Source organism: Candidatus Epulonipiscium sp., from assembly GCA_012519205.1.
Classification (GTDB): domain Bacteria; phylum Bacillota; class Clostridia; order Lachnospirales; family Defluviitaleaceae; genus JAAYQR01.
In genome coordinates this window covers 18,890-30,889 of sequence record JAAYQR010000008.1, presented here as the reverse complement: position 1 = coordinate 30,889, position 12,000 = coordinate 18,890, and the positions used below count along the sequence as shown (strand labels likewise).

Annotated in this window: 11 protein-coding genes; 1 reads left to right on the top strand and 10 read right to left on the bottom strand. The window is 34.9% G+C overall.

Annotated features, from left to right (window positions below; all coding sequences use genetic code 11):
• Positions 1-118 precede the first annotated feature (118 nt).
• The 9 genes from rlmD to GX308_01930 all read right to left on the bottom strand — a co-directional run bounded on the left by rlmD (position 119) and on the right by GX308_01930 (position 10,229).
• The gene (rlmD, locus tag GX308_01970) at positions 119-1,480 is read right to left on the bottom strand and encodes a 23S rRNA (uracil(1939)-C(5))-methyltransferase RlmD (GenBank protein ID NLK20860.1); all 1,362 of its coding nucleotides are present in this window, start codon (positions 1,478-1,480) and stop codon (positions 119-121) included.
• A 66-nt stretch (positions 1,481-1,546) separates the two neighbouring features.
• Positions 1,547-2,716: a CapA family protein gene (locus tag GX308_01965; protein ID NLK20859.1), complete on the bottom strand. Its 1,170-nt coding sequence runs from the start codon at positions 2,714-2,716 to the stop codon at positions 1,547-1,549.
• Positions 2,717-2,839: 123 nt separating this feature from the next.
• Positions 2,840-3,574 carry a YebC/PmpR family DNA-binding transcriptional regulator gene (locus GX308_01960; protein NLK20858.1) on the bottom strand — a complete coding sequence of 245 codons (735 nt, stop codon included), beginning with the start codon at positions 3,572-3,574 and terminating at the stop codon, positions 2,840-2,842.
• 76 nt (positions 3,575-3,650) lie between these two features.
• Positions 3,651-4,367, bottom strand: a complete 717-nt coding sequence (locus GX308_01955) for a noncanonical pyrimidine nucleotidase, YjjG family (GenBank protein NLK20857.1) — start codon at positions 4,365-4,367, stop codon at positions 3,651-3,653.
• 62 nt (positions 4,368-4,429) lie between these two features.
• Positions 4,430-5,353: a cysteine synthase A gene (gene cysK / locus GX308_01950; protein NLK20856.1), complete on the bottom strand. Its 924-nt coding sequence runs from the start codon at positions 5,351-5,353 to the stop codon at positions 4,430-4,432.
• Positions 5,354-5,535: 182 nt separating this feature from the next.
• Positions 5,536-6,198: a YigZ family protein gene (locus GX308_01945; GenBank protein NLK20855.1), complete on the bottom strand. Its 663-nt coding sequence runs from the start codon at positions 6,196-6,198 to the stop codon at positions 5,536-5,538.
• A gap of 58 nt (positions 6,199-6,256) precedes the next feature.
• On the bottom strand, positions 6,257-6,571 hold the full coding sequence (locus GX308_01940) for a hypothetical protein (protein NLK20854.1): 315 nt from the start codon (positions 6,569-6,571) through the stop codon (positions 6,257-6,259).
• 208 nt (positions 6,572-6,779) lie between these two features.
• Positions 6,780-8,048: a GTPase HflX gene (gene hflX / locus GX308_01935; protein NLK20853.1), complete on the bottom strand. Its 1,269-nt coding sequence runs from the start codon at positions 8,046-8,048 to the stop codon at positions 6,780-6,782.
• Positions 8,049-8,120: 72 nt separating this feature from the next.
• Positions 8,121-10,229, bottom strand: a complete 2,109-nt coding sequence (locus GX308_01930; protein NLK20852.1) for a glutamine synthetase type III — start codon at positions 10,227-10,229, stop codon at positions 8,121-8,123.
• 231 nt (positions 10,230-10,460) lie between these two features.
• Between GX308_01930 and mgrA the strand changes: the two genes are divergently transcribed.
• Positions 10,461-11,465 (top strand): L-glyceraldehyde 3-phosphate reductase, encoded by a 1,005-nt coding sequence (gene mgrA, locus GX308_01925; protein ID NLK20851.1) that lies wholly within the window; start codon positions 10,461-10,463, stop codon positions 11,463-11,465.
• 13 nt (positions 11,466-11,478) lie between these two features.
• On the opposite strand, the gene GX308_01920 is transcribed toward mgrA, so the two are convergent.
• Positions 11,479-11,841, bottom strand: a complete 363-nt coding sequence (locus GX308_01920) for a hypothetical protein (protein NLK20850.1) — start codon at positions 11,839-11,841, stop codon at positions 11,479-11,481.
• Positions 11,842-12,000: the final 159 nt, after the last annotated feature.

The window sequence follows — 12,000 nt, the reverse complement described above, 5'->3', positions numbered from 1 at the left end:
TCAAATTGGGCATTTTTTGACCTGTTTCCACGAAGTGAAAAAATGCAATTTTTGCTTGGTGGGTTTAAAATCCATAAGTGTGAAAAACCTTGATATATCAGGGTTTCCGGACTTCATGCTATTTTACCCTTGACATCAATACTACCGTCTCAACGTGGCTCGTTTGTGGAAACATATCCACGCATCTTACCTTTTCAACTTTATATCCCTTATCCTCGAATATTTTTAAATCCCTCATCAGGGATGTTGGTTTGCAAGATACATATATCATCTGTTTTGCACCAAAACTTATGATTTTGTTTATTGCTTTTGGGTGGATACCGTCTCTTGGGGGGTCTAGTATTATTAAGTCAGGCTTTTCTTTAAGTTCATCCACTTTTGTTAGGACGTCTCCCGCTATAAATTCACAGTTTTTAAGATTATTCAACTTTGCATTTTCTTTTGCTGCTTCTACTGCTTCTTCCACTATTTCAATACCTATAACCTTCTTTGATATATCTGCTATTATTTGAGATATAGTTCCAGTTCCACAGTATAAATCGAATATCGTTTTATCCCTTGTGTCTCCTGCAAGATCTCTAACTACGGAATATAGCTTTTCTGCTCCTAAGGAATTGGTTTGAAAAAAGGAAAAAGCGGATACCTTAAATTTTAGTCCCAAAATTTCTTCCATAAAAAAGTCTTGACCGTAAAGTATTTCGGTCTCATCACTTTTTACTATATTAGCTAGACTATCATTTATGGTATGAAGAAATCCTTTAAGTTCACCTTTAAGTTCAAGTTGTTTTATTTTTTCTACTAGAATCGTTAAATCTAGCTCCATTTGTGAACTTGTCACAAGATTAACCAGGATTTGTCCTAGTTTCATACTTTTTCTTACTACTAAATGTCTTAAGTATCCTTCATGTTTTCTATTATGGTAAAATGGTATTTTCCTTTTCTTAAAGTATTCTAAAACTTCCATCATTATTTTCACAAAATCGTCATCCACTATTTTACATCCATCAACAGTGACCATTTCGTAATATGCTCCCTTTTTATGCATTCCTAATGCTAATTCCCCATCTTTTTCAACATCACCAAAAGAAAACTCCATCTTATTCCGATAGGTGTATTCTGATGGACTAGGAAGTATCTCTAAAAATTCATAATCTACTATACCAGCATTATCTAAGAGATGTTTTACTTGATTTTGCTTTATTTTTAGCTGTTCATCATATGGGAGAGTTTGATAGCTGCAACCTCCACATATGCCAAAATGGGGACAAAGGGCTTTCTTTTCTACGGGGGATCTTTCTATAATTTCTATAATAGATGCTTCAATCTTATCTCTTCTTTTTTTAGTGATACGGGCCTTCACTTTTTGACCTTTTATGGCATTTTTGATAATGACTGTTTCACCATTTATATAGGCTATCCCTTTGTTAGGAAAAGCTACTTCCTCTATGATTATTTCGTATATATCATTTTTCTTGAGCATAATGTCCCTCCGTCTTTTTGAGTTTGTGGGGTGGCCCAGAAACCCTCCCTATTGATGCTTAGGAAATCATGGTTTTTGGATTTCACCATTTTCTTTTATTATCGTTCCCCAGGGGAAGGATAATTCCCTTAGCATATCTATTATCTCTTTTCCTCTTCCTTCTTCTTTATTCAATAAATTTGCTTTGCAGTATTGGATATTAACAGGATAAAATTCTCCTTTTTTGAATCCTTCTTTATCCAGTGTTAATTGAAATATTCCTGTCCTTCCACATAAATCATCATTTTTTAGAAAAATAAAATTACCTATACTATATAGTATGGGCTTGTCCTTATAAAATTCTATCCCCTGGAGCACATGGGGGTGATGTCCTATGATGACATCCGCCCCTGCATCTATCATGGCATGGGCTAATTCTCTTTGATTTTCCTCGGGTACTGTTGCGTATTCTACTCCCCAATGGGGAATTACAGCTAGTATGTCGCACTCTTTTGATGCTCTTTCTATATTTTTAAGAAGCTTTTCTTTATATTCCTCTTTATAAATTGCAGCCCCCGGTTTATCTACTTTTGCTTCCCAACTGCTCCAGGGAATTATTGATGTATATGCCAAAAAGCCTACTTTCACCCCATTTTTCTCAATTATTCTTACTTGTTCTGCCTCTTCCTTATCTTTCCCCCCACCTACATATACGATTCCATATTGATTTAAGGATTCTAAAGTATCATAAAAAGCCTCTTCCCCAAAATCCAATGTATGATTGTTTGCAAGAGATACTATATCTATTTTACTATTAACCAAACCCTGAAGGCTATCAGGATGAGATCTAAATCCATACCCCTCGGGTTTTTTAGTTGAGCCCCTGGTGCTTACACTACTTTCTAGATTAATAACTGCTAAGTCAGACTCACTTATAATATGGGATACATCTTCCCAAGGGTAATCTACTCCCCTTTCTCTTATATAATCTCCTATAAAGCTATCCATCATTACATCTCCCATGAAGGTAATTACTATTTCCCTAGGATCCTCTGCTTCACTATATTTTATAGCCTTATTACCCTCTATCAGTATATCTTCCTGATTTTCTATTTCATCAATATTTTCTTCTTGGTTCGGTATCCCTATTTCATCCTCTATATTTTCGTTGGTAGGTTCAACTTTCACACAACTACCTAAGAAAAGGGGTAAAAACAGAACTAATATCCATAGCTTTCTATAATTTATAATATTCATTTCTTCCTCCGTAAATTAATTATACAGTAAACAAATACAATTTATATAATAATTTAAAAGTTCTTATAAAACAAGAACTTTAAAAATCCCCCTTAATAGCAATGCTACTATAGGGGGGTTGTTTTACTCTTCTGGTTCATCCCAGTTGTGGTAGATCTCTTGGACATCATCATCTTCTTCGAGAATTTCCAAGAGCTTTTGCATTTTTTTAATATCTTCTTCATTGGTTAGTTCTGTAGTAGTTTGAGGTATCATAGCCACTTCTGCTAATGCCATCTCAATATTTGCCTTTTCTATTGTTTCCCTTACTACAGAAAAATCTTCAGGAGTAGTTAATATTTCATATCCTTCTTCTTCCGAAATAAAATCTTCAGCCCCTGAATCCAAAGCTAACATCATGAGTTCGTCTTCGTCTAAATTATCATTTTTTTCAATAATAATTTGACCTTTTCTATCAAACATGAAAGAGACACAACCAGTTGTTCCCATGTTTCCTCCACCCTTTGTAAATGCATGGCGAACATTTGCTGCTGTACGATTTTTATTATCGGTTAAGACTTCCACTATAATAGCTACCCCATTAGGACCATATCCTTCATATGTGATAGATTCATAATTAACTCCGTTTTCATCTCCTGCCGCTTTTTTGATGCTTCTTTCTATGGTATCGTTGGGCATGTTACTCGATTTAGCCTTAGCAATGATATCCCTTAGTTTTGAATTATTAACGGGATCGGCTCCCCCTTCTTTAACAGCAACTGCAATCTCTCTTCCAATTTTAGTAAATACTTTTCCCTTTTTAGCATCAGCTTTTTCTTTTTTATGCTTTATATTTGCAAACTTGGAATGCCCAGCCATTTATTTTCCTCCTAACAATCTTATACATTTATAGAACCTTAAATTCCAAATAACACTCTTATATGCCTCTGTTATTTTAGCATGTTTCTAGAGATTTGACAATATTACTTATTTCCTTCAAATTCAAAACAATATAGTCTGCATATTTGTTTTCTTCTTCATCCCTTTCTCCTTTTGGATTATACCATATGGTTTTCATCCCTAAGGCCTTTGCTCCCATTATATCTCCCATAAAGTCATCCCCTATAAATAAAGTCTCTTCTTCTTTTATATGGGCTTTTTTCGTGGCAAATTTAAAGATTTCAGGCTGGGGCTTTGCCTTACCTACCTCTCCCGAGTAGATAAACCATTTAAAATATCCAGTAAGCCCCGACTTTTCCATTTTAATTACTTGGGTGTTTGCAACTCCGTTGGTTATTATCCCTAGGGGATATTTTGTTTTTAGTTCCTCTAAAAGTTCTTTTGCTCCCCTAATTAGATAAGTCCATGTGGGATATATAGAAATATAGATATCATTAAGTTTTATTGCTAAATCATTATTGTAAATATTATAATGGTTTAATAGTTCGATAAAACGGTGTACTCTTAGTCTTTCTTGGGTTACGGTTCCTTTTTTATATTCATTCCAAGCTTTTTCATTATATACGTTATATACCTTTGCAAAGGTATATAACGTATCAGTTATGGGATGAAGTTCATTTAAATAATCATACACTTTTTCTATGGTTCTTTCCTGTGCTGCATCATGATCCCATAGGGTATTGTCTAAATCGAAGAAAATTGCTTTTATCATAATTGGCTTCCTTTCATCATAATAATAACCCTCCAGTTGATCTAGAGGGTTGTTTGTTCATATCAATCTTGATTGAATAATGCTGTACTTAGATATCTTTCACCATAACTTGGGGATATTGCTAATACCTTTTTACCTTTACCAAGTCTTCTTGCTACTTTTAAAGCTGCTGCTACGGCTGCTCCCGTGGAAATACCAACCAATATTCCTTCTTCTTGTGCCATTCTCCTAGCCATGCTTAGGGATTCTTCATCTGTTATTTTTTCTATAGAATCATAAATATTAGTATTTAAAATTTCTGGAATAAAGCCCGCCCCTAAACCTTGAATACCATGGGGACCCTTTTTTTCACCTGAAAGTACCGCTGATTTTGTAGGCTCTACAGCTACTATTTCTATATCAGGAATTGCCTCTTTTAGGACTTCCCCACAACCTGTGATAGTTCCACCGGTTCCGATTCCTGCTACAAAAGCATCCAAATCTGTGCCCATAGCTTCTAAAATTTCTATTCCTGTGGTTTGTCGATGGATTTCTGGATTCGATGGATTTTCAAATTGTTGCGGAAGAAAATATCCTTCTTGTTCAACTAATTCTTTGGCTTTATTGATAGCCCCAGTCATTCCTTCTGGTCCAGGGGTTAAGATAAGTTCTGCTCCAAATGCCTTAAGAAGCTTTCTTCTTTCTATACTCATGGTATCAGGCATTGTTAAAATGACATTATACCCCCTAGCTGCCCCTACCATAGCTAACCCTATCCCCGTATTTCCACTGGTAGGTTCTATTATTGTATCTCCTGGTTTTATTTTTTCCGCCTCTTCTGCGGATTTTATCATATTGAGAGCTATTCTATCTTTTACGCTGCTACCTGGGTTATACCATTCTAATTTGACATATACATCGGCACTGCCTTTTTCTACTAATTTGTTTAGTTTAACAATAGGTGTGTTACCTATTAGCTCTTCAATAGAATTATATATCTTATTCATTTTCTTCCTCCTTTAATTCCGTTAATTCTTATCGGGATTCACGGTTTTATTTTACTATATATATGATGGATATGTCAACTGCATATTGGAAAATTTTTCGGTGAATATGAAAAAAGATTAAATTACCAAGTCTAACTGCTGCCATATTTCTTTATTCATTAATTCCTAGGTATAACGCTATTTCATTTATCTATTTCTTCTATCATTAATTTATCTTCTACCCATGCTCCGTATACATATTCTATATTTTTAATTTCTGCTTGGGCACTACTTACATCTGTTACGCTATTTATAAAGGATTCTTCCTTGCCCTCTTCAACTAATACTATAAATGTAATATTATCCTCATAAACGGTATCCTCAATAACATTCCCCATTTGTAAAATTTCATACTGTATTTTCCCAAGCCTTGGATAATCCGTAGTTACATGAAATCTTTGATAAAGAACTTTTTCTATTATTCCCGACTCTACAATCCCTTCTTTTGCACATCTTCCATATGCCCTAACAAGACCTCCTGTTCCAAGCAGCGTGCCTCCAAAATATCTTGTTACTACAATAGCAGTATTTTTAATATCTTCCTGTTTTAGAACATCTAAAACAGGAAGGCCCGCAGTGCCACTGGGTTCTCCATCATCGCTAAATCTTTGTATTTGATTTCTTTCACCTATTTGGTAAGCAAAAACATTATGGGTAGCATTCCAATACTTTTTTCGCATTTCTTCTATGAACGTTTGAGCTTCTTCTTCATTTTTTACGGGGCGCACAGTAGCTATAAACCTTGATTTTTTTTCTATGATTTCTGCTTCAGTGGGTTTTAATATAGTTTTGAATCGTTTTAACATAGGTATTCTCCTTGTTGCTTTTTTGATTGATATCATTATAACATAAAAACACCTTGTATTATGCACAAGGTGTTTCATCCATTAAATCATCTATTATATAAAGCATTGATATTGGTGTAACTGAATTTGATATTAATTTATTAATGATTTCTTTTGCCTTTTCCTTATCATAGGTAAGGCATTCTATTTTGTCCGTTTCTATATATATTGTTTCTCCGAAGTGACTGCGTTTTTTTACAATCTCAATCCCGTAGTTTTTAATTATGCTACCTATTTCTGTCCCTTGGTTTTCTAAGAGATAATATTCTAATTGAATTATTTCTCCCTCCGGTGTGGTACAATTTCTTGTTCCTTCTAAGAATTTCGTTATCATTATAATACCCCCATTAATCTTGTCTTTTGTTACTATCTAAAGGATATTATAATGAAGAAAAAAAGAAAAAACTAGCGTAAAAAATCGCAATAGTAGTGTAGTTATATTACCCTTCGACATCATTATAAATTAATATATATAATCTCTGTCGAATACCGTTAGATGCCTTGATTATTTGCGATATTTTTTTATGGGTTCGTATTCATTTTCACTTAATAAGATATTTTTCCATCTTGTAATATACATTTTCATCTACATAAGCCTCTATATATATTCCAGTTTCCTTATATTCTTCTATAGTTTTTTCTCCCTGCCCCCTTATAAGTTGTAAAAGTGCCACCTCGGAATAGGGAATTAGTGCTTTTATTTCTTTTCTGCTTTCTTTTAATACATTTTCAATTTCGACTAGGACTTCCTCTAATCCCTGTCCTGTTTTAGCTGAAACTTTTAGGGTTTTTTCCGTTCTTGTATCTGCTGGGAGAATATTGGGCGTGTACATATCTATCTTATTATATAAGGTTATTACGGGCTTTCCTAGGGCCTTTAAACTCTCTAAGGTTTCATAAACAGTATTCACATTGGCTTCTATATTTTTTGCTGTACTATCTACAACATGGAGAAGTATATCGGCATATTGAGCCTCTTCTAGAGTAGATTTGAATGCTTTAATTAAATGATGGGGGAGTTTCCTTATAAAGCCTACGGTATCTGTGATTAATATCTCGGAACCCCCAGGTAGGGTTATGCCTCTAGTTGTCGGATCTAGAGTAGCAAATAATTTGTCCTCTGCTAAAACATCAGAACCAGAAAGGGCATTTAGGAGGGTAGATTTTCCTGCATTAGTGTATCCCACAATGGCAATTAAAGGGGTTCCAACCTTTTTTCTTCGTTCTCTAGTAAGTTCCCTATGATTTTCTAATTCCTCCACCTCAGATTTTAGTTGTCCTATACGTGTTCTTATGTAACGACGATCAGTTTCTAATTTCTTTTCCCCCGGGCCTCTTGTACCGATTCCCCCACCTAATCTTGAAAGAGAAATACCAAACCCTGTAAGCCTAGAAAGACGATATCTTAATTGTGCCAGTTCTACTTGGATTTTGCCCTCTTTTGATTTTGCCCTTCCTGCAAAAATATCTAATATCAGCATGGTCCTATCCATTATCTTACACTCTAGCATTCTTTCAAGATTTCGCATCTGAGCCGGTGAAAGTTCATCATCACAGATAATACCTGTTGCATCTAATTCTATTATTTGATTTTTGATTTCTTCTATTTTACCTTTTCCTAGGTAGGTCGAAGGGTGGACATTTACCCTTTTTTGGATAAGTTTATCTAGGGTAATAGCCCCTGCCGTGGAAGCTAATTCTTCTAGTTCATCCAGGCTTTCTTCTATGTTTCCAGTGCCTGTGTCTATACCTATTAGAATTACCTTTTCAATTTGTTTTTCATTTGTATAGAGTTTATTATCCAAAGAAATATCTCCTTTTTAATAAGATTTTATGAATCGGAATAAAATCGTCCTTACGTTATAGGATAATTTTAAATTATTTTATAGTTTAAAAAGAAGATCGCTATAAGTTGGCATAGGCCATATTCTTTCATCCACTATGGTTTCTAAATAATCCCCATCATAACGGAGTTTTTTCATTATGGCACAGATTGTATCCCTACAATAACATGCTTTTTTATAGGAATCGGTGCCCTTTTCCTTTGCCTTTTTGATTGTTTTTTCTAGATCATTTAAATTATGTTTAAATGAAGTTAGGGTAGCTGTTAATTCACCTAATAAATCTCTTTGGGTGATTACACTGAAATCTCCTACACTGGTAATGACTGATATTGAGTTAGCCATTTGTGTTGAATATTCAACTACAGCAGGAATTATTTGACGTTTTGACATTTGAATCATTGTTTCTGCTTCTATGATAATCGTTTTGATGTAGTCTTCTAGTAAAATTTCAAATCTTGAAAAAAGCTCCGATCTTGAAAAAACCTTATGTTTTTCAAATAGCCTTATGGCATTTTCCGTAATTAAAGCAGGGATAGCTTCAACCGTGGAAGAAATATTAGGCAATCCTCTTATTGCCGCTTTCTCTATCCATTCTTTAGAATATCCATTTCCATTAAAAATTACTCTCTTGTGCTCTTTTATTGTTTTCTTTAGGATATTTTGTACAGCTGTATTAAAATCCTCTGCCTTTTCTAGTTCATCTGCCATTTCGGATAAAACATCTGCAACTATGGTATTAAGCACTACATTAGGTCCCGAGATGGAAGCTGATGAGGGAACCATTCTAAATTCGAATTTATCCCCCGTAAAGGCAAAAGGGGAAGTCCTATTTCTATCCGTAGTATCCTTACGCATTTGTGGCAGGGTAGATACCCCTATCTGTAGCATTTCCCTTTTTTTAGAACATATATCCGTACCTTGCTCTATTTGTTCTAAAATATCTGTTATTTGTTCTCCTAAGAATATCGAAATAATTGCCGGTGGTGCCTCACTAGCCCCCAATCTATAGTCATTTCCTGAATTAGCAGCAGAAACCCTTAAAAGATCCGGATGCAAGTCCACAGCCTTAATAATGGCTGTTAAAAATATAAGAAATTGTGCATTTTCATGGGGAGTTTTCCCTGGCTTTAAGAGATTTTGACCATCATCTGTAGCTAATGACCAATTGTTATGCTTTCCCGAGCCATTTACACCTGCAAAGGGCTTTTCATGTAGAAGGCAGGCAAAATTATGGCGGTTTGCTATCTTTTTCAAAGTTTCCATAATAAGCTGATTGTGGTCTGCCGCAACATTTGCTGTAGTAAATATTGGTGCTATTTCGTATTGAGCCGGTGCTGATTCATTATGTTCAGTCTTTGCTGTTACTCCCAATTTCCAAAGTTCAATATCAAGTTCTTGCATAAATGCAGCTACTCTTTCTTTTATACTTCCATAGTAATGGGCTTCTTTTTTCTGACTTTTTGGTGCCTTAGCTCCAAATAAGGTTCTTCCAGCAAATATTAAATCTTTTCTTTTGTCATATAATCCTTTATCTACTAAGAAATATTCCTGTTCTGCCCCTACGGTGGTAATTATTCTTTTTGTTGTATTATTGCCAAATATGCGTAAAATCCTAAGAGCCTGCTTCGATATTGCTTCCATGGACCTAAGCAGTGGAGTCTTTTTATCTAGAGCTTCCCCAGTATATGAGCAAAATGCTGTTGGAATGCATAAGGTTACACTATTTGCATCTTCTTTTAAGAATGCAGGCGAAGTACAGTCCCATGCGGTATATCCTCTTGCTTCAAAGGTAGCTCTAAGCCCCCCTGATGGAAAAGATGAAGCATCCGATTCACCTTTTATTAGTTCTTTTCCGGAGAACTCCATAATTATTCTTCCATCGGAAGTAGGTGAGATAAAAGCATCATGTTTTTCCGCTGTCATACCTGTCATAGGTTGGAACCAATGGGTATAATGGGTTGCCCCCCGCTCTATAGCCCAATCTTTCATAGCATTAGCGACCACTTCAGCAATTTTAAGGTCGAGGTTAGCTCCTTCATCGATGGTTTTCTTTAATGCCTTATAGGTTTCTTTTGGCAGTCTTTCTTTCATTGTGGCATCATTAAAAACATTACAACCGAAAATATCTATTAAAGATTTCTTTTCCAATTTTTTATCCACATTGCTTCCTCCATTATATATTTTATAAAAGGCGTCCTCAAAAATCCTTGAGAACGCCACTACTTTAGAAGAATAAACAAAAATACCCTCAATATGTGAGTATATTATCACACTGCTAAGAATTGCGCAAGAAAATCTTATAGTTTTTAGATGTTAAAACATTGGGTATGCTATAATAAATCAAGATAACCAATTACTATTAAAAGGAGTGATTTAGGTATGTATTATAATCCAAATAGAGACAGGTATAATTTTATGAAATACAATCGTTGCGGCAGAAGCGGTTTAAAGCTTCCTGCAATTTCCCTTGGCTTATGGCATAACTTTGGCGGAGTAGATGTTTTTGAAAATAGCCGTGCTATTCTAAGGCATGCCTTCAATCTTGGAATTACCCATTTTGATTTAGCTAATAATTATGGACCCCCTGCGGGCTCTGCAGAGGAGAACTTTGGGAAGGCAATGAAGTTAGATTTTAAACCTTTTCGAGATGAATTGATTATATCTACAAAGGCAGGCTATCATATGTGGGAAGGTCCTTACGGGGAATGGGGTTCAAGAAAATATATCTTATCAAGTCTTGATCAGAGTCTAAAAAGAATGAACCTTGATTATGTAGATATCTTCTACTCCCATAGGCCTGATCCCGATACTCCTATTGAGGAAACCATGGGGGCACTGGATTCTGCTGTTAGACAAGGTAAAGCATTATATGTTGGGATTTCTAATTATAATTTAGCACAGTCAAAAAAAGCAATTAAAGTTTTAGATGAACTTAAAACTCCTTGCCTTATTCATCAACCATCATACTCTATGTTTAATCGATGGATTGAGGATGATGGGCTTTTGGATCTTTTGGAGCAAGAAGGTGTTGGCTCAATTGTTTATTCTCCCCTCGCCCAAGGGCTTTTAACAAGCAGATATTTGAATGAAATTCCAGAAGATTCTAGAGCTAAAAAGTCTTCTTCTATTTTCCTAAAGGAAAGTGATATCACTAAAGAAAAGCTACTCAAGATTCAAAGTTTAAATAAAATAGCCAAAAAAAGAGGACAGAGCCTAGCTCAAATGTCGCTTGCTTGGGTCCTTAGAAAAGGTCGGGTAACTTCTGCTTTAATCGGTGCCAGCAAGATAAGCCAACTAGATGATAATGTAGCTGCAATAAATAAACCTGAATTTAATGAGTCTGAAATAAATGAGATTGAGGACATATTAAAAGGAGCGATTTAACCGCTCCTTTCTTTTAGTTTTCATTGTCTTCTATATCGAATTCTTCCTGTTCATTATATTCTTGCTGTTCCTGTTCTTTTTGTTCTTTAAAGACTTTACCTAATTCATCGGCTGTTTTCATGGTATTTTGGACCATGATTTGTGCCATTTTCTTTAGTTTAGGTTCAAAATCTTTTACAGCACTTCCCATCCTTTGCCCAAAATCCTTTGCCCACTTTTCTATTTCCTGAACGAATTCTTCTCCACGCCAATCCTTTTGGGTAGTGTTACAGCAAGTATCTTCTTTTCCTACTGCTTTTAACATCTCCACTGCCTGCTCTGGGGTTATTTTCCCCTCGTCTACCATTTTTAAAATCATTTTTGTTTCTTCACTCATAATAATCCTCCTTTTGATTTATATGATTTACAAAATTCATGTCTGAATTACAATTTGTCTAACTTCTCTAATATATACGCAGGGTTTCCTATTTTGTTTGAAATAAAATTGTTTTTGTTTTTAAATTTATTTTTATTTTAAATCACTTATGCTGGTTTA

What these genes read in the sequence shown, in the direction of transcription:
- rlmD (NLK20860.1), bottom strand. Translation starts at nt 1,480, where the DNA reads ATGCTCAAGAAAAATGATATATACGAAATAATCATAGAGGAAGTAGCT.
- GX308_01965 (NLK20859.1), bottom strand. Translation starts at nt 2,716, where the DNA reads ATGAATATTATAAATTATAGAAAGCTATGGATATTAGTTCTGTTTTTA.
- GX308_01960 (NLK20858.1), bottom strand. Translation starts at nt 3,574, where the DNA reads ATGGCTGGGCATTCCAAGTTTGCAAATATAAAGCATAAAAAAGAAAAA.
- GX308_01955 (NLK20857.1), bottom strand. Translation starts at nt 4,367, where the DNA reads ATGATAAAAGCAATTTTCTTCGATTTAGACAATACCCTATGGGATCAT.
- cysK (NLK20856.1), bottom strand. Translation starts at nt 5,353, where the DNA reads ATGAATAAGATATATAATTCTATTGAAGAGCTAATAGGTAACACACCT.
- GX308_01945 (NLK20855.1), bottom strand. Translation starts at nt 6,198, where the DNA reads ATGTTAAAACGATTCAAAACTATATTAAAACCCACTGAAGCAGAAATC.
- GX308_01940 (NLK20854.1), bottom strand. Translation starts at nt 6,571, where the DNA reads ATGATAACGAAATTCTTAGAAGGAACAAGAAATTGTACCACACCGGAG.
- mgrA (NLK20851.1), top strand. Translation starts at nt 10,461, where the DNA reads ATGTATTATAATCCAAATAGAGACAGGTATAATTTTATGAAATACAAT.
- GX308_01920 (NLK20850.1), bottom strand. Translation starts at nt 11,841, where the DNA reads ATGAGTGAAGAAACAAAAATGATTTTAAAAATGGTAGACGAGGGGAAA.